Annotated in this window: 10 protein-coding genes; 7 read left to right on the top strand and 3 right to left on the bottom strand. The window is 45.2% G+C overall.

What is annotated here, in order from left to right; translation table 11 throughout:
• Window positions 1-60 precede the first annotated feature (60 nt).
• Window positions 61-5,550: a PAS domain S-box protein gene (locus QUA25_RS24835; protein WP_333041962.1), complete on the bottom strand. Its 5,490-nt coding sequence runs from the start codon at window positions 5,548-5,550 to the stop codon at window positions 61-63.
• Between the two features lie 1,024 nt (window positions 5,551-6,574).
• On the opposite strand from QUA25_RS24835, the gene QUA25_RS24840 reads away from it, so the two are divergent.
• The 3 genes from QUA25_RS24840 to QUA25_RS24850 all read left to right on the top strand — a co-directional run bounded on the left by QUA25_RS24840 (window position 6,575) and on the right by QUA25_RS24850 (window position 9,806).
• Window positions 6,575-6,838 (top strand): hypothetical protein, encoded by a 264-nt coding sequence (locus tag QUA25_RS24840; RefSeq protein WP_333041964.1) that lies wholly within the window; start codon window positions 6,575-6,577, stop codon window positions 6,836-6,838.
• A gap of 407 nt (window positions 6,839-7,245) precedes the next feature.
• Window positions 7,246-8,643, top strand: coding sequence for a magnesium transporter (gene mgtE / locus QUA25_RS24845; RefSeq protein WP_333041966.1), 1,398 nt, complete (start codon window positions 7,246-7,248; stop codon window positions 8,641-8,643).
• A 239-nt stretch (window positions 8,644-8,882) separates the two neighbouring features.
• Window positions 8,883-9,806: a hypothetical protein gene (locus QUA25_RS24850; RefSeq protein WP_333041968.1), complete on the top strand. Its 924-nt coding sequence runs from the start codon at window positions 8,883-8,885 to the stop codon at window positions 9,804-9,806.
• Window positions 9,807-10,152: 346 nt separating this feature from the next.
• Here the strand turns inward: QUA25_RS24850 and QUA25_RS24855 are convergent, their stop codons facing one another.
• Window positions 10,153-10,671 (bottom strand): hypothetical protein, encoded by a 519-nt coding sequence (locus QUA25_RS24855; RefSeq protein WP_333041970.1) that lies wholly within the window; start codon window positions 10,669-10,671, stop codon window positions 10,153-10,155.
• A gap of 20 nt (window positions 10,672-10,691) precedes the next feature.
• Complete coding sequence (locus QUA25_RS24860; RefSeq protein WP_333041971.1) at window positions 10,692-11,774, bottom strand: ParM/StbA family protein; 1,083 nt, start codon at window positions 11,772-11,774, stop codon at window positions 10,692-10,694.
• Window positions 11,775-12,097: 323 nt separating this feature from the next.
• Between QUA25_RS24860 and ftsH2 the strand changes: the two genes are divergently transcribed.
• The 4 genes from ftsH2 (at window position 12,098) to QUA25_RS24880 (ending at window position 18,996) form a co-directional block, all read left to right on the top strand.
• Complete coding sequence (gene ftsH2, locus QUA25_RS24865; RefSeq protein WP_006633417.1) at window positions 12,098-13,984, top strand: ATP-dependent zinc metalloprotease FtsH2; 1,887 nt, start codon at window positions 12,098-12,100, stop codon at window positions 13,982-13,984.
• Between the two features lie 133 nt (window positions 13,985-14,117).
• Window positions 14,118-14,528 carry a hypothetical protein gene (locus QUA25_RS24870; RefSeq protein ID WP_333041972.1) on the top strand — a complete coding sequence of 137 codons (411 nt, stop codon included), beginning with the start codon at window positions 14,118-14,120 and terminating at the stop codon, window positions 14,526-14,528.
• Window positions 14,529-14,662: 134 nt separating this feature from the next.
• Window positions 14,663-15,952, top strand: coding sequence for an aminopeptidase P N-terminal domain-containing protein (locus tag QUA25_RS24875; protein ID WP_333041974.1), 1,290 nt, complete (start codon window positions 14,663-14,665; stop codon window positions 15,950-15,952).
• A gap of 128 nt (window positions 15,953-16,080) precedes the next feature.
• A complete protein-coding gene (locus QUA25_RS24880) occupies window positions 16,081-18,996 on the top strand; it encodes a PAS domain S-box protein (protein WP_333041976.1) in 2,916 nt (971 codons plus the stop codon).
• Window positions 18,997-19,040 lie beyond the last annotated feature (44 nt).

Raw genomic sequence — 19,040 nt, forward strand, 5'->3', positions numbered from 1 at the left:
ATTGTTCTGGGCAGATTCCTAATTCCGTAGTCCTAAGCAAACGTTTAACTACACAACAGTTTATAAATCCAATGGAGGAATTACACTTGGGAAATTACCTTGAATTAGATTAAGGATTTTCTCAAATTGATACTGGTTGGCGAGTTCCGTCAGATGAGTACCGAATTGAGCGAAGTCTGATGAAAGTTGAGCTACCAGTTCAACGATCGCAACATCATCCCCACATAAAGCAGCATCTTCCAACTCAACCACCCATTCTTTTGGTAATGTCGCCAGAAGCGTTGGATCGAGAGAATCTGAAACGGAAGAGGCAACAGAACAGAAGTAAGAAGGAAAACAATCTGTTCCCCGTTCCCCTATTTCAGTTTCCTCTTCCTCATATACATACTCTAAACCTAGGTATTCCGCCATCTTAAGAAATAGGGTCTGTTCCCGGAAGGGCTTGCTGATGTAGTCGTTGCAGCCAGCAGCTAAGGCGAGGGCGCGATCGCTCTGGGAAGCCTGGGCCGTAAGTGCAATAATGATACTGTTCTGTCCGTCTTCGATTGCCCGAATTTGCTTCGTAGCCTCGTATCCATCTAACACGGGCATCCGAATGTCCATCCAGGTTAGGTCGGGTTGCCATTGTTGCCAAATCTGCACAGCTTGCTGTCCGTTGGTAGCTTCTTTTACCTCTAATCCTAATTGTGTCAGTAATCTGACCATTAGCAAGCGATTTTCTGCTTGATCGTCAACCACCAAAATGCGATGATCCCCTTGACTGGGAGCCAGCCCAATCACGAGGCGATTATTCTCTTCGGGTGTAACATTAACTCCACTGATGGGGCTGACGGGAAGGGTAAAGGTGAAGCTACTCCCCTCTCCCAGAGTGCTGCTGACAGAAATTTCTCCGCCCATGAGTTCCAACAATTTGCGGCTAATGGTTAGACCTAGCCCAGTACCGCCGGTCGATCGCTTCCCAGCTTGGGCTTGCACAAACGCATCGAAGATGGTATCGATTTCGACCGATGCAATCCCTAAACCTGTGTCAGCGACTACAAACTGGAGAATCGGCCGAGTTGTGCTTAATGCCCCTGTACCGTCCGCCTCAATGCTGACTTGCAAAGTAATGCTTCCCCGATCGGTAAATTTGATGGCATTACTCAGCAGATTGAGCAAAACCTGGCGCAGTTTTTGAGCATCGACAAGCATAAATTGGGGAACTTCTGGCGCAATCTCGAAACAAAGGTCAAGTCCTTTAGAACTTGCTCGTTCCGCCAACATATTTCGGAGGGAATGCAGCAGCGCAATTAAGTCCAATCCGCTTTGTTCAACTGTGCAGTGTCCCGATTCAATTTTCGAGAGATCCAGCACATCGTTAATCAAACTCAAGAGGTGATCGCCACTGCGACGAATTGTTTGCAGGTCTTCTTTTTGGTTGGGAGTTAGGGAGGAGTCATGGGTCATTACCTGAGCAAATCCTAGAATCACGTTGAGGGGAGTGCGTAATTCGTGGCTCATATTGGCTAGGAAGGTACTTTTTGCCAAGTTCGCTGCTTCTGCGGCTTCCATTGCGTGCTGCAGGGCCAGTTCTTTTTGTTTGCGATCGCTGATGTCTTTGTGCGTTCCAATCATCCGTAAAGGCTTACCATGTTCATCGTAGGCAACGACTTTCCCGTAGTTAGCGATCCACTTCCACTCACCTGACTTGCAACGCACACGATAGTCAAAGGCATATTTGAGAGAGCTATCTTGCAAGTTACTATTGAGAGCCTCAAAAACCCACAATGTATCATCAGGATGAATCATCTGTTCCCAGACGTTCACATCCATCACCAACTCACTGGGCTTGTAGCCCAGCATCTCCTGGTAGTAGGAATTCAGGTAAACTTTTCCAGTTTCAATGTCCCAATCCCACAGTCCATCTCCAGAGGCTTCTAGTGCCAGTTTCAAGCGTTCCTCACTCAGTTGTAAGGCGGTTTCAGCTTGATGTTGTCGTGTCACATCGATCGCCACACCACCTACTAGCATTTGCCCAGGTAAGTCGGGGATGAGAAATTTGTAAACCAGAAACTCACCCAGGGTTCCATCTCGACGGGGCGCAATCTCAATCGTTTCAATTAGCTCATTGGTTTGAGCAACCGTTTGGATATTGTCTAGATATTGTTGGGCGAAGGCGGCGGGGTAAAGTTCAAAAATGGATTTTCCAATCACATCGTCAGTGGGTAACTTAAAGGTATTGAGATAAGTCTGGCTGGCATAGAGCATTACACCATTTTCATCGGTAATCCAGGCAGGGGCTGGGCTGTGATTCATGAAGGCTTGGAAGCGAGTTTCACTCTCTCGCAGTGCCTGTTCTGCTTGTTGGCGTTCCGCTTCGTTGCGTTTGCGATCGCTAATATCCCGGCAGATACAGAAGTTCATCATCTCATCTTGTAATTCCACCCGGTTCCAGCTAATTTCCACGTCATATACAGAACCGTCCTTGCGGCGATGTCGCGTCTCAAACAGCGGAATAACCTCCTCTCTCTGGAGCATAATTTGTAGTTCTTCCTTCGTCCATTCAGCATCCCAATCAAACACACTCAGATTCATGGTTTGTTCTAGCGTGTAGCCCAGCATTTGAGCAAAACTGGGACTAGCTTCGACAACTTTTCCGACCCAATCCATGACAACAACACCGTCCATGGAAGTTTTGAAGAAGGCTTTACTCCGCAGGAGTTCCTGTTCTAGTGCAAGTTCGGCTTTTTTGCGATCGCTAATATCTTTCATGAAGCAGTAATGCCCCAAAAATTGCTCCTGTTCATCGTAAGTTGAAATCATCACCAATTGCTTATAAAAAACAGAACCGTCTTTACGAACCCCTTTGGTTTCCAGTTCAACTCTGCCCTCTTGCACCATCAGCCAATAGGCTGCAACCAGTTTTTCCAACTCATCGGGATATACGGTTTTTTCCCAGGACATCCCGATCATTTCTTCTGGCTGATAGCCTGTCACGTCAGAATATGCTTTATTGACATAGAGGTAACGTCCTTGAGTGTCTATTTTGGAAATCCCCGACAGCGCATTTTTCATCACCTCACTCATTTCTCTAAGCTCTGCTTCTGCGTGTTTGCGATCGGTGATATCTTCTGAAAAACAAATTAGGTACTGGGACTGATGCTGTTCGTCGTAAATGGGAATCTTCACAGTATGCAGCCAACGTTTGCCCAGACTATGACTTTCAATGAGTTCTTCAGGAATATCCTCAGTCTTACCTTTTTCAAAAGCTTCTCTATCCTTTTGGTCAAAAAAGATAGCCTGTTCTATTGGAAAAAAATCATAGCCACTTTTGCCGATCGCTTGTTCGGCTGAGATGCCAAATAACAGTTCGCTGGTTTTATTCCAAAACTGAAATCTGCCAAATCGTTTAGGCTCTGCGTCCTTAACAAAAATTGCAATCGGTAGATGATCCAACAGTGCTTGTAAGAAATTGCGAGTTTTTTGGATTTCCAGCTCGACTTTTTTGCGCTTGCTAATATCAATAAACGTAACTACAACTTGTGTGATATGACCGTTTTGATCGAACTCCGGGTAGGCATTAAGTAATACCCAAACACAACTATCAATTTCTTTTTTAATTCCTACAACATAATTTTTGAGGGAACTTCCACTGGATAAAACCTGATTTACCGGATATTCCTCTAGGGGCATAACGCTGCCATCTTCCCGCACAAAATGCCAGGCCGGAGATATCGCAGTTTTTCCCAGCATTTGATCCATTGAAAGCCCTAGTAATTCACAGGCCGTTTCATTACATAATTGGATGCTGGTATCTGTCGCATGAATCACAAAACCCGCATTTAAGTTATCGATCAATTGCCGATATCTGGCTTCGCTTACCTGTAAAGCAACTTCAGCTTGCTTGCGCTCCGTAATGTCGGTGTGAGAGCCAGCCATCCGAATTACGTTACCTGCATCATCCCACAGTGCCTGACCACGATCCAAAATCCATTTGTAGGAACCATCTTTGCAGCGAACGCGATGTTCTGTGATATAAAAAGGAGTTTTCTTGGCAAAATGGTCTTGAACGGCTTGCATTACCCGTCCCAAATCATCGGGATGTAGCAGATTCGCCCATTTGTCTATAATGTTTTGGATTTCATGGTCTTCATAGTCCAGCATTTCCTTCCAGCGACTAGAAAAGAAGACCTCATTGGTTTGAACATTCCAATCCCAAATGCCGTCATTATTCCCGCGTACAGACAGTTCCCAGCGTTCTTCACTTTCACGTAGTGCTGCTTCTGCTTGTTTGCTGTCAGCAATATTCCGGGCAATCTTTGAGGCTCCAATTATATTTCCTGCTGGGTCTTTAATGGGGGAGACACTCATCGAGACATCGATTAATGTTCCATCTTTCCTCAGCCTCTTTGTATCGTAGTGTTTGATGCGTTGTCCTCGCTGGATTTTGGTGAGAATTTCGTTTTCCTCATCTCGATAGTCTGCGGGAATCAATTTTCTCCCTGATTGCCCTACTATTTCTGCCGCTGTATAACCAAAAATTGTTTCGGCTCCTACATTCCAACTGGTAACTACACCCTCTAAGTCTTTACTGAGAATGGCATCTTCCGAAGATTCAACGATGGCAGCTAGTTGAGCGATCGCAATTTCTGCCTGTTGTCGCTGGTGAATTTCCCATTGCAACTGGCGATTGGCTTTTTTGAATTTATCGACTTTGCAATAACTAACTTGTGCGAGATACATGACCCACATAAGCAGCCCAACTAAAACTAAGCCCCCAATTAATACAAGTCTAGGCCAATAAAACTTGACTCTTTCTACTAAATCTAAATTTGGATAAACATCGATTTTCCAGTCTACACCATAGGCTTTCACTACAACTGTTTTACGAGCGAAATTTTGAGAAAAAGACTCTTGACCGTAGAGCAAAGTTGTGCCATCATAGATAGCCACATTGTATCCTGGTGACAGTTTTAAAATACTTTCAAATAGAACCTGAAACTGAACAACTCCGACAATCAACCCATCAAAACGTTCACCTACAAACAAAGGAAAACTTGCTAAAAATCCTTGACCTCCTTGAACAAGTGAAATATTGCGACTTAAGATAGGTTGACGCAAATCACGAGCTACTTGCAAAGTGATTTTGCGACGCAGTTCCCTATTAAAATCTAGGTTTTGCGCTGCCTCATTCCCAGCCAGTGGCACAACCCATCGCACTTTAAATGATGGATCGACTAATGCGATCGCCTGATAACCGTAAAAATCCTTTACATAAGCCTCAGCATCGGCTTCCCAAAGAGCCTTTGGTGTTCCGCCATTGGCTTGCCAGCGATTCGCCATTTGCCGAAGTGTCAACACCCGAATGGATAGTCCTTCGGTCAGTTGTGACTGAATCGCATTGGCTTCCTGCTGAATTAACTGCTCGATGTGAATTTGTCCGTTGATGGTTAGCTGTTGCCACGTAAATAAAACAGCAAGAGAGGCCACCACACCAAGCAAAAGAGGTAGCAATCGTTTAAGTGGTGTTTGGTCTAAACTTATAATTACTTTGCGTCGAGGGATTACCATAAATTAAGCGATATATGAATAGAACGGTCTTCAATTTTTTGGGCTATACTTGGGTAATTTAATGATGCAATAAAACTAAGTTTTGAGCCGGAAAACCAGTTAGCGATAAGGCACTCTCTAAACTTTAGACCCCCTAAGTTGACTGTTAAATTCCATCGGTAAAGAATGTTCTTCCTGAACCCCTAGCCCTTTAACTATATTTATAGATGGCGATGAGCAACATCTGTTGAGATTGTAAATAGGTATTGTTTCCCAACATTGGCGACAAAACCAGTAGATTTGATGCTCGCGAACGTGACGCAGCATTTAATTCGAGCAGCAGGGGCAGTGTGTCATCAAGACCTCTTTTTTAACTAAAGGGTATTTCACTCTTGTTACAAAGTGCTGTAAGCTCGCTTGAAGCAACCATAACAATACCCTAGAGAAAAAAAATAAAGATTTGGTAAAGAATATAAAATGGTTAAGGAAAAGATACAAGTTTAAACATTCCGTAATAAAATTCAGATTGCAGAGAATTTTTATCCCACAATACGCACCTTGGAATGTCCCATCTGATTTGTTATAATTCTACACTATTCAGATGCAGCTTTTGAGATCCATTCCTACATAAAATAATTTTCCTGTTCCCTGTTCCTTGATTTGATCGGAGAGTCTAAATCCCAGCCCTACACATTTGGCAGTTTGAACAGGAACCATAGCCGGAGTCAGGGGATTCGCTATGACTGCTGGCCAATGATATTGACAGTTTTAATTAATTGTTGACTATACCAAGATAATAAGTTGTCAAACCAATTCTTGCCAAAACTTCTTTATGTGTATAACCCGTGACGCGGCAGAAAAAAGGATTGGCGTAGCCCCCGAAAATTAATTTTAAACGGTGCTGGTTGAAGTTAGCCGATCGCCCAACCCAAAACACCCCAATAGCCTAAAATACAAGCACCCAAATATATTGAAAATATTCTTTCTTTGCGTATCATATTAAAAACAGTACAATATCTATTCGGATGCCGAACGAATGAACTCAATGCGAACTAATAAAAACCTCAAACTCGCAGCATTTACAGCCATATTTTCGATATTATTTCCCGCAGCTTTACCTACAATTGCCTCAGCCCAGACAGCACTGGCAGAAATTCGGCAAACCGGCATTCTCAAAGTTGGTATCAGAAAATATGCCCCTCCCTTCGGCTATTTAGAAGGTAAAAAATGGCAAGGAGTTTGCATGGAAGGCTTAGAACTTTTCCGAGCTAACTTAGAAAAAAAATTAAATCGCTCCATCCGCTTATAAAAAGTAGAAACTGATCTCAACGAATCAGCAGAAAAAGGGCGCTTTCGCAGCGTAGCCAATATTTTGTTATACCGCAGCAGCCTTTAACTTGCATTTCTTACGGCATGATATTGCCAGCAAGTGACACTGAATGGAAAGAAACAGTCAATAATTATATTCGCAATCAAAGTTCGACGAACCTGTTGGAAAAAGTGCTCGGGCGCAATTCTCCTTTCCTACCGATGAGTGTCGCCGATCAAGATAAATGTATTTGAACCCAAATCGGGCAAGATGCTGGGCGCGCACCAGAAAAATAGGGGTCAGGTGTGGATCTTGTCAGGGCAAGTCTGATCACTGCAACCAGTGGCGTCAATAGGCTCTAAACTGGATTCAGGAAGGCGCGCAGCACAGGTTTAGGAGGGTCATCAGTGACAGAAAAAAATTATCAATCGTCTTCTCTACCCACCTACGCGCGAAAGGAACTGCGGGAATTAGTTCGATCGCAGTTAAGGGCCCTGTTGGAAGAAGGAGACTTTAAAGGAGCAAAAGCCATTTTGCACCCGGTGCAGGAAGCAGACATAGCTGAAGCTATCGAAGGCCTGCCAGAAACCATGCAAGTAATAGCTTTCCGCTTGCTTTCCAAAGACGAAGCCATAGCAGTTTACGAATATCTCGACTCCAGCGTTCAGCAGTCCCTCTGCGAAAAATTCAAGCGCCAAGAAGTCATTGATATTGTAGACAAAATGTCGCCGGACGATCGAGCTAAACTCTTTGACGAACTCCCGGCAATATTAGTCCGTCGCCTGTTGGGTGAACTGAGCCCGACGGAACGAGAAGCAACGGCCCAACTTTTGGGTTACGAAGCCAGTACCGCCGGTCGGATCATGACCCCCGAATATATTTCTCTCAAAGAAAGTTTTACCGTCGCCCAAGCTTTAGACCGAATTCGCTCTTTGGCTAGAACTACCGAAACAATTTATTCTCTTTACGTCACCGACGCCGGACGCAGCTTGACTGGCATTTTATCCCTGCGGGATTTAGTAACTTCCCCCCTCGACAAAACTGTCGGCGAAATTATGACCCGCGACGTAGTTTCTGTTCAAACAGGAACGGATCAAGAAGAAGTAGCTAGGCTGATCCAGCGTTACGATTTTTTAGCTGTGCCCGTTGTAGACCGCGAACAGCGGCTGGTCGGCATCATTACAGTTGACGATGCGATCGACATTTTAGAACAAGAAGCAGCCAAAGATATTTATACCTTGGGTGGCGTCCAGTCCGGCGGCGACAATTATTTTCAGACCGATTTAATCACTGTTGCCCGGAAAAGGGTGGTGTGGCTGTTTGTTCTGCTTTTAACTAATACTGTCACCGGCGCAATTATTAGAGCTCAAGAAGATATTTTGAACCAAGTAGTTGCCCTAGCAGCCTTTATTCCCCTGCTTACTGGCACTGGAGGCAATGTCGGAGCTCAGTCCTCAACTGTTGTAATTCGCGGTTTGAACACTGACGAAATTACAGCAATGGGCCCGTTTCAAGTAATTGTTCGCGAGGGGATGGCGGGAGCGCTGCTAGGAGCTATATTGGGGACTGTAGCGACGGGCTGGGCTTATACTCTGCAAGGGAGTTTAGCAGTGGCACTCGCGGTGGGAGTGAGTTTGTTTGCGATCGCAATTTTAGCTTCTATTGCCGGTTCAGCTCTGCCGTTTCTATTTCGTTCTTTGGGTTTAGACCCCGCTTTAATGTCTGCTCCCTTTATTACCACCGCAGTTGATGTCCTCGGGGTCTTGATTTATTTCACTTTAGCTAGACTAATTTTGCAGCTTTAATATATTTAATTAGATGGCTGTGAATAAAAAACTTAATCTGTTTTTGACCACTGCTAAATTCGGGGTCTACGTGCGATTACATACCGGATATCTGCCGTCGCGCGTACTTTATTTTTATCCGCATACTTGCACCAGTTGAAAAAAAGAATGCAACTATAGGCCCGTGCTCCAAACTCCGAGCTTCCTCAGTCATTCCACATCTAAAATCTAAAATCTAAAATCTAAAATGGTATTAGCCTATGTCATCATCCAATTCACCCACCAAAATCCAAAATCCCAAGTCGAGCAATTGGTTAGAAACTGCTGAAGTGGTTTTTATTGCTGCCTCTGCTGTGGGATTGGCTGCTAGTTTGGTTTGGGGGCAGAGCGTTTATGCTCAAGTGCCTGTAGTGATTTCATTGGTGTTGAATTTTGTGAACCGGCAGAAGCTGCACAAGCAAGTTAAAACAAGTGCGGCGGCCACGTTCGATCGCGTAAATCAACAAGCAGCTACTACCGATCGCGCGATCGAGGAATTGCAACTTGCTGTAAATGCTTTAGACGAAGCTCTTTCTCAAACATCTCGCGAAAATCTCAATGTTGCGCCTGGAGAAAACGTACACTCTCTAATTTCAGCAATTGAGAACCTGCGCCAGCGACTAATAATTTTAGAAAAAACTATTAAAATGATTCAAAGCGAGATCGAACTCACCAGCCGCCAATTCAAACAGCGACCCGAGTTGCAACAAGTCGAAACTTTGACAACAATAATTCTGGACTTGCAGCAGTTTATCAACGAACTGCCACAGTGGGGCAGTTTGCAGCAGCGGCAGCTAACAGAACTTCAGCAAAAAGTAGACACTGCTTTGGCTGAACTCTCAGAAGAAATTGCTGTGATTCCCAACCGCGTGCAAGAGGCGCTAGCTAGTCGCAGTGGGGAAATTAACCCACAGTTTGGTTCGGGTTTGAATGTCGCTCAAAAGAATGGTTATCGACCTAAAACCCAGAATGAGAAAATTCGCCAGAAATATCCCAGAGCTTATGTCAAGTGGAGTCAGGATGAAGACGAAAATTTGAAGAAAGAATATGCTAGTGGTCAACAAATTGACGAATTAGCTCAGAGATTTCAGCGACAGCCTAGTGCGATTCGTTCGCGCTTACAAAAATTAGGATTAATCGAATAAGGGTAATTGGTAATTGGTAACCACAGAAAACAGACAAGCGTCAACAGTCAACTGACAACTAACAAATAATATCAAATCTGTTAGTATCGGAATTATTCCTATCTCTCTGATATTCATCTGCGTGAATCAGCGTCAATCCTTTGTCATCTGCGGTTAATAAATTCTCTTTTTTTAACCGCAGATGAGGGCAGATAAACACAGATTAACGCAGATGAATTGATATAACAAAGCGATCGCCCTTTTTTTTCAAAAGAGCGATCGCTTTGTGTCTGTGTTCAGTACCGGCTGCCAACAGCGGGCCACTAACATTACATCTCAAGGCTTTTTAGCCTTGGTCTACCTCATTTTAGAAATCTTGGGGTAACAAAGAACTTAAACGCTCCAACAAAGGATCGGAATTCCGAGGAGGAGCAACCTCAGCGTCAGACACTACATTATCATCCGCCACAGACTCAGACTCAATGGGGTCAGGCTCTACTACTTTTGAAACTGGGGCAAAAGAAACTTGAGCAAACTTACTGTTAACACTCCCCTGCAATTGATCCAACTGCGCGCTGAGTTGAGTCAGGTGATGTTCCAGTCCCTCCAAACGGCTTAATTCCTCTGCCGAAACATTGTGCTCAAACTCAGCAAATTTGACCACAAGTTCAGCAATACGCTGTTCCAACCGCTGAAAGCTCTGTGTAGAGCTAGCAGACTCAGATACAGACAAAAACTGCCACAAAGCTTGCTTGCAGAGATTGCTGAAAGTCTGATACTTCGTGAAAGCCAACTCTTTTTCAATAGCGGCCAGCAAAGTTTGATCCGCAGCATCTTCCGTAAACGCCACCGAGAAATTCGCCTTATTTTTTGCCCACAGTGCCATAGGGTTCAAGCCTTAATGCGTTACTTAATCGTGGCTAGCTGAGCCTCAGCATAAATAAACTGTCCCAAAGCATTAGCTTTCCGGGAAGGCTGAGCCAAGTGAGCCTTAAGATTGGCGTCTTTAAGCAAAGGTTGCAAAACCTCCCAGAAAAACTCGCCGCCCCCGCCAGTCAGAACCACATCCGTCACACGTTCCGGCAGCCACTGCACCAAACGTTCGGACAGTTCGTTAGCGAAAGCCTCTCGCAAATCCTTAATAATCGGATCTAAATTAGTCGGCTTAGTCGCTCCTCTCGGACGGTAGAAACGCTGGCCTTCCGGTTTATTCACCGCTTCCAGTAAAGACAGAGATTGAGGGTCTGCTCCCGGAATCTTTGAGGCAACTTGTTCGTAGAACTTGTTCATGGCGAAGGAATCGCTCTTAGAAGCTGCCCGGGCGAACCGGAAACGATCGACCATTAACAAATCGGTAGTTTGGTGTCCGATATCAACCACAGCCACCGACAGTTCCGGCAACTCCGGCGTAAACTCCTTGTTATCTTGAGCCTCGCACCAAATCAGGCTGCCGAACCCTTCCGGCATCACCCAAACGTGACTGATATTAATATCCACACGCTCACCCCGGTACACCACAACGTGGGGAGAGCGCAGTTGGCTGATAATCTCTTCCTTTTCCTTCTCAAACTGATCCTGCGAATAAAACGGCAAACCCAGCACAACTGCTATTTCGCCCTTCATCTGGAAATATCCAGCACAGGAAAAGACCTTAACCAAAGCATCTACTACTTTCGACTGGTCAGCGCCACCGAGATTAGCGCCAAAATCTGCCGCTAGTTGGCCTATAGCGTAACCCTTGCCCTGGTACTCCAGCCACATATCCAACAGAGGGTCTGTTGCTTTGGACTCAAAGCTGCCACCCCGCACCTTTTCCACGGGCATAGTAGCCACGTTGGCAGGGATGAAAACAACGCTACTCGGGTTGCGACTCACGCAAGCTTTAGTTGCCGTCCGACCCAAATCAGCACTAATAATCGATTTGTTAGAAGCGACTTTAGTCTGCTGGGTCAGCATAGCCGAATTAGGAACAAGCTGTCTAGTTGTCATTGAAATGTGTTACCTCACTGAGCCTCACCATTATCATGCCTTATCCCTTGACACTGCCACGCTTAAAGACAGTGGGTGAAAGCGACGATTCTTCTAACTCTACCTAGATCGGTATCGAAATCAGCACCAAACATTATATTCGGGACGATCGCCCTTACCGTAACTAACCTAACTTTTTCTGGAGCCATAGTCCTCAAAGCTCTGTTGCCTGAGAGTGCATTGTTAAGTTAAATTTAGTTAAGATTCTGAGTGTAAACTTTTGTCGCACTTCTCCGACACCGCGATCTTACCCGATCTGTCCCCAATTCAAGGCATCCGCATTTATGAAAATTTCTTGGCGAACTATACTACTTTGGACTTTACCCGCCTTAGTCATCGGCTTTTTCTTGTGGCAGGGGGCCTTTGCCCCATCCCCCGCTGAAATGAGCAAGAACACCGCCAGCACCCGCCTGAGCTACGGTCGATTCTTAGATTACTTAAACGCCGGTCGAGTGACTAGCGTTGACCTTTACGACGGAGGTCGGACGGCTATTGTCCTAGCAGTCGATCCCGAACTGGACAATCACGAGCAGCGGTGGCGGGTAGACTTGCCCTCAAATGCCCCGGAACTGGTTTCTAGGCTCAGAGACTCCAAAATCAGCTTTGACACTCACCCACTACGCAACGACGGCGCTGTCTGGGGACTTTTAGGCAATCTAGTATTTCCCCTCTTGTTAGTAGGAGGCCTGTTTTTCCTCTTCCGCCGCGGTGGCAACGTGCCAGGGGGCCCGGGCCAAGCCATGAACTTTGGCAAATCCAAAGCTCGCTTTCAAATGGAAGCTAAAACAGGCGTATTGTTCGACGACGTAGCAGGCGTTGAGGAAGCCAAAGAAGAACTTCAAGAAGTGGTGACATTCCTCAAAAAACCCGAACGCTTCACCGCAGTCGGGGCGAAGATTCCCAAAGGCGTGCTGCTAGTTGGCCCTCCCGGAACTGGTAAAACCCTGCTGGCAAAAGCCATCGCAGGCGAAGCCGGCGTGCCTTTCTTCAGCATCTCCGGTTCAGAATTTGTGGAAATGTTCGTCGGTGTCGGCGCTTCCCGCGTCCGCGACTTGTTCAAGAAAGCTAAAGAAAATGCTCCTTGCATCATCTTCATCGATGAAATCGATGCAGTGGGCCGCCAGCGTGGCGCCGGTATCGGTGGCGGTAACGACGAACGGGAACAAACCCTGAACCAGTTGCTGACCGAAATGGACGGTTTTGAGGGCAATACTGGCATTATCATCATTGCTGCCACGAACCGCCCCGACGTGCTCGACTCAGCGTTGCTGCGTCCGGGACGTTTTGACCGCCAAGTTAGCGTAGATACGCCGGATATTAAAGGCCGCTTGGAAATTTTGGAAGTTCACGCGCGCAACAAGAAGCTGTCTGCAGAGATTTCTTTGGACGCCATCGCCCGCCGCACTCCTGGTTTTACCGGCGCTGATTTGGCTAACTTGCTCAACGAAGCTGCTATTTTAACCGCCCGCCGCCGCAAAGAAGCGATTACGATGCTCGAAGTTGACGATGCAGTCGATCGCGTGGTAGCAGGTATGGAAGGCACTCCCTTGGTGGACAGCAAGAGCAAGCGCTTGATTGCTTACCACGAAATCGGCCATGCGATCGTCGGTACAATCATTCAAGCCCACGATCCAGTTCAAAAAGTTACCTTAGTTCCTCGCGGACAGGCCCGCGGCTTGACTTGGTTCATGCCCAGCGAAGACCAAGGTTTGATTTCTCGATCGCAAATTTTAGCCCGGATTAGCGGTGCTTTGGGTGGCCGCGCAGCCGAAGAAGTAGTTTTCGGTGATGCCGAAGTAACCACCGGTGCCGGCAACGACTTGCAGCAAGTCAGCGGTATGGCACGCCAAATGGTGACTCGCTATGGGATGTCTACCTTGGGCCCGATAGCCCTGGAAGCTCAACAAAGCGAAATTTTCCTCGGCCGCGACTACACAGCGCGATCGGAATATTCCGAAGAAATAGCCTCTCGGATTGACGGACAAGTTCGATCGATTGTCGATCATTGCTACGACGACGCCCGCCGAATTATTCGCGAAAATCGCACCGTGATCGATCGCTTAGTCGATTTGTTGATCGAAAAAGAAACCATCGACGGCGAAGAGTTGCGTCTAATCGTCTCTGAATACACTTTTGTTCCTGAAAAAGAACAATACGTTCCTCAGCTTTAAGACTTGTTTAAAAATTAGGGACACGGCCTTGCTGTGTCTTTAAAAAGTAGGGACGCAGCACTATTGCCACGTCCCTACTTTTTTATTAAACTGTCAATAATATTAAACCGCCCCTAAACGCCAATTAACGCAGATGAATACTACATTTGCCATACATACTAAGAATTGGTCATTTTTTTTAATAGCCACTTGGATATTTTTTTCCCTCAATACTTTGAGCGCCCGCGCTGAAAAATTAAGATGTTTTGTAGATATTTGCCTCGACCCCAGCAGCGTTGAATTAAGTAAATCCGATATTCCCGGTGCTCCTTCTTATCCAGTCAGAATTATTTTAGGAACTCAACAGTTTAGTAACGAGAAATTGTTGGCGCAAATGGAAGTTAACTGCCAGCAGCGACAGTTTAGAACTGTCAGAGTTAGCGAAGATGGCGAAAATTGGTCGAATTTCGATCCGAGATGGACTTTAGTCGATCGCAACTCATCTTTGTCTGGCATGGTTGACTATACTTGTCAATTGGCGATCGCAGAACAAGAGAATAAATAAGTAGACCAAGAAAAAAAACAGAGCACCTATATCTTCAACCCTGGGCTTGCGGGTGCAAGTTTGACAGCGCTTTAAACCGCCGAGTGTTAATATTACACTCAATCTAAAATCTAAAATCTAAAATCTAAAATCGGATGACAAACTCCACCGAATACCGACAAAGACGCGAACAGTTAATGGCAAAAATTGGCAGCGGGACAGCGATATTTCGCAGCGCGCCCGCAGCCGTCATGCACAACGATGTAGAATACGCATACCGACAAGATAGCGATTTTTTCTACTTAACCGGTTTCAATGAAGCTGCGGCGGTAGCAGTGCTCGCGCCGCACCACGAAGAACACAAATTTGTGTTGTTTGTGCAGCCAAAAGACTTGGAAAAAGAAACTTGGCACGGTTATCGCGCCGGAGTAGAAGGCGCTAAGGAATTGTACGGCGCGGATGAAGCTTTCCCCATCGCCGAACTTGCGGAAAAACTGCCGAAATATTTAGAAAAAGCCGATCGCATATACTATCACTTCGGGCGCGATCGTAGTTTCGACCAAACAGTCCTCAATCACTGGCAGCGCTTGATGGCAACCTACCCAAAACGCGGCACAGGCCCCACAGCAATCGAAGATTCCAACATCATTTTACACCCGATGCGCCTGGTGAAAAGCGAAACTGAATTAGCATTAATGCGAAAAGCGGCTAATATTTCAGTTGCAGCGCACAACCGCGCCCAAGAATTCGCCAAACCGGGCAGATACGAATATGAAATTCAAGCTGAAATAGAACATACTTTTGGCTTAAATGGCTGCACTCCGGCTTACCCTTCTATTGTTGCATCCGGTTACAATGCCTGCGTCCTACACTACATCGAAAACAACCGGCAAATGCAGGAAAACGATTTGCTGCTAATAGATGCCGGTTGTGCTTGCGGGTACTACAACGCCGATATTACTCGCACCTTTCCTGTTAGCGGCAAATTTACAACTGAACAACAGATAATTTATGACTTAGTTTTGCAAGCACAATTGCAGGCAATTAGTCAAGTATATCCTGGAAATCCTTACAGCAAAATTCACGAAACAGCGGTGCGCGTTTTGGTGGAAGGTTTAATGGATTTAAAACTTTTGGTTGGCGACATTGAAGAGATAATTAAAGAAGAGAAATACAAGCCATTTTATATGCACCGCACTGGTCATTGGCTGGGACTGGATGTGCACGATGTCGGCGTTTATCAGTACGGCGAAAATCCGCAAGTTTTGCAGGCAGGACAAGTGCTGACGGTGGAACCGGGGATTTATATTTCTCCTTATATTAAACCCGTGGAAGGACAGCCGGAGGTTCCTGAAAAATGGCGCGGGATTGGCGTGAGAATTGAAGATGATGTTTTGGTGACAGCGGATTGTCATGAAGTCTTGACGGCGGGAGTTCCTAAATAAAGGAAAAGTAGAAGGCTTGGGGCAGAAGTCAAGAAAGATTGATTAATTAAGTTAGCAGTGAAGGCTTGAGCTTTGTTAGTATTGGCTTGAAAAAGCTCAAGTCCGCAACTGCCAAACAAAGAGCGCTTATGTGTATTGATCCTACCAAGATCGATCGACCTCTGGAAACCTGCGAAGCATTAGTAGCAGAGCAAACAGCAAAAATTCGGCAACTCGAAGAGAATTTGCAGCAGCAGAGAGAATTGTGCCAGAAATTAGAAGCACAACTCAAAGCAGTCGAGAATGCTGGCTTTTCGGGTTCGGTAACTGAATTTGATATCACCGATGACGATCGCCTTCGGTTAATCGCATCTCTGGAAAAAAGTCAGGAAATGTACCGAATTCTCATCACACATTATCCAAATGGCTCGGTGTTGTTGTTCGATCGCGATTTGCGCTATACTCTGGTTGACGGTCAAGGTTTGGCAGCAGTTGGTTTGTCTAAAGAACTGTTGGAAGGCAAAACCTTGTGGGAAGTATCCCCACCTGAAGATTGGCAACTTTTTGAGACTAAATATCGCGCGGCTTTGGCGGGAAAAGAAAATACTTTTGAATATAAATACGGAAATCGCGTTTATTTAATAACAGTTGCTCCAGTCAAAAATGACCGGAAAGAAATTTTTGCAGGAATGCTCGTTACTCAAGATATTACCGAAAAAAAACAGGCAGAAATAGCGCTGGAAGAAATCAAAAATCAGCTAGAAATTAAATATCAAAAGCGCACTGAAGACTTGAAAACAGCAAACGATCAATTGCAGGAAGAAATTCTCTCTCGCTGGCGCGCCGAAAAAGATCTGCGGGAAAGCCAGGAACAGCTAGAATTGTTTTTCTCTCAATCTTTAGATGGTTTTTTCTTTATGATGCTGGACGAACCCGTGCAATGGGATGATAGAGTTGACAAAGAAAATGTTTTGGATTACGTATTTACTCACGGGCGGGTAACGAAGGCAAATGATGCTTTGATAGCTCAATACGGAGGTATTAGGGAACAGTTTATTGGCCGCACCCTTGACTCTTTATTTTCGCAGAACTTGACTGGTGGTAGAGAGATAATAAAGCAATTTTTTGATACGGGAAGAATTCACATCGAAAATGAAAATCGCAAATTTGACGGTGTTCCTGTTTGGGTGGAAGGCGACTATATTTGCATTTATGATTCCCACGGCAGAATCGTCGGCTATTTTGGCGTGCAGCGGGATATTAGCGATCGCAAAAAAGCAGAAGCAACCCTCAGAGATAGCGAAGAACGCTTTCGGGCAACCGTCGAACAAGCAGCAGTAGGTATTACCCACCCTGACCAAACAGGCCGCTATTTGCGAGTCAATCAAAAATTCTGCGAGATAGTGGGATATACTGCGACTGAACTGCTGTCGCGAACTTGGATGGACGTTACTTACCCAGAAGATATAGATGCAGATTTAGAACAAAACAATAAATTATTTTCCGGGGAAATTGACAGTTTTAAAATGGAAAAACGCTTGCTGCACAAAGACGGCACTGTAGTTTGGGTAAATATTACAGTATCGCTAATCAAAGAACCGCTGAGCGGGGCAATTTACAATGTAGTAGTGACAGAAGATATTAGCGATCGCAAAGAAACCGAAGCAGCACTAAAAGAAGGCGAAGAAAGGTTCCGACAGCTAGCAGAAAACATTGAAAGCGTGTTTTGGATGGTAAACGTTCTACCCCAGAAAATTATTTATATCAGTCCGGCTTACGAAAAAATTTGGGGCAGAAGCTGCGCTGATTTGTATGCTTACGGGCGCTTTTTTGCAGATTCCCTCCATCCAGAAGATCGCGAGCGTGTTATTGCTAATTTAACTAGAAAAATTGAGTTTGAAGACGAGATAGAATATCGAATTGTCAGGCCGGATGGCAAAATTCGCTGGATTCGCGATCGGGCTTTTCCGATTAGAAATCAATCGGGTAATATCTACCGCATTGTGGGCATTGCAGTAGATATTACCGCCCGCAAACAGGCCGAAAAAACCATTCGCGAAAGTGAAGAACGCTTCCGCCAGTTAGCAGAAAATATCCAAGATTCCGTCTGGCTAATTTCTGCGGAATTCACCGATTTATTGTATCTGAGTCCAGCTTACGAACAAATCTGGGGGCGCAGTCGCGAAGAATTGTATGCTGATCCCTTAAAAATGATGGAGTGGCTGCATCCAGAAGATAAACATTTGTTGGAAGAGGCAATGGGGCGAGTGTTGCAGGGCGAGTCTACCAATACCGAATATCGGATTTTTCTGCCAGACGGCACAATTCGCTGGGTGTGCGATCGAGCTTTTCCCATTTACGACGAATCGGGCAAAATTTACCGCATCGCGGGTATTGGCGAAGATATCAGCGATCGCAAATTTACCGAAGCCCGCATTCAAGCAGCACTCCGGGAAAAAGAAGTATTGCTCAAAGAAATTCACCACCGAGTCAAAAATAATATGCAGGTAATTTCTAGCCTGCTGCAACTTCAAGCTCAATATATTGAAGACGAAGCAACGCTAACTTTATTTGAAGAAAGCCAGACTCGCATCCATTCAATGGCTCTGATTCACGAGCAACTTTATCAATCCGAACATCTCGATCAGATCGCCCTATCGCCCTACGTCGAAAACTTGGTTGCTAATTTGTATCAATCTTTTGGTTGCGGCAATACTTCCATCCAGTTTAACCTCAAAGTTGACCCCATTTTTTTAAATATAGAAACAGCAATTCCGTGCGGTTTAATTATTAACGAACTGGTTTCTAACTCGTTAAAATATGCCTTTGTTTCACGTTTAGATGGGGAAATAGCTATTAATTTTACTCAAATCAATTACAACCAATTTAATTTAACTATTCAAGATAACGGTTGCGGATTTCCGGCAGATTTTGACGTAGAAAATACTGAAACATTAGGATTGCGATTAGTGAAAATGTTGGCTTACCAATTAGAGGCGAGTATTGCCATTGACAGTCAGCGTGGAACCTGCTATAGCGTTTCTCAGATAGATGAGGTACAATAACAGCAGTGAGTAAACCAATTCCTCATATCGGATAATGTAACTTC

The sequence above is a fragment of the Microcoleus sp. Pol17C6 genome (genome assembly GCF_036701145.1).
Classification (GTDB): Bacteria; Cyanobacteriota; Cyanobacteriia; order Cyanobacteriales; family Microcoleaceae; genus Microcoleus.

What these genes read in the sequence shown, in the direction of transcription:
- QUA25_RS24835 (WP_333041962.1), bottom strand. Translation starts at nt 5,550, where the DNA reads ATGGTAATCCCTCGACGCAAAGTAATTATAAGTTTAGACCAAACACCA.
- QUA25_RS24840 (WP_333041964.1), top strand. Translation starts at nt 6,575, where the DNA reads ATGCGAACTAATAAAAACCTCAAACTCGCAGCATTTACAGCCATATTT.
- QUA25_RS24850 (WP_333041968.1), top strand. Translation starts at nt 8,883, where the DNA reads ATGTCATCATCCAATTCACCCACCAAAATCCAAAATCCCAAGTCGAGC.
- QUA25_RS24855 (WP_333041970.1), bottom strand. Translation starts at nt 10,671, where the DNA reads ATGGCACTGTGGGCAAAAAATAAGGCGAATTTCTCGGTGGCGTTTACG.
- QUA25_RS24860 (WP_333041971.1), bottom strand. Translation starts at nt 11,774, where the DNA reads ATGACAACTAGACAGCTTGTTCCTAATTCGGCTATGCTGACCCAGCAG.
- ftsH2 (WP_006633417.1), top strand. Translation starts at nt 12,098, where the DNA reads ATGAAAATTTCTTGGCGAACTATACTACTTTGGACTTTACCCGCCTTA.
- QUA25_RS24870 (WP_333041972.1), top strand. Translation starts at nt 14,118, where the DNA reads ATGAATACTACATTTGCCATACATACTAAGAATTGGTCATTTTTTTTA.
- QUA25_RS24875 (WP_333041974.1), top strand. Translation starts at nt 14,663, where the DNA reads ATGACAAACTCCACCGAATACCGACAAAGACGCGAACAGTTAATGGCA.
- QUA25_RS24880 (WP_333041976.1), top strand. Translation starts at nt 16,081, where the DNA reads ATGTGTATTGATCCTACCAAGATCGATCGACCTCTGGAAACCTGCGAA.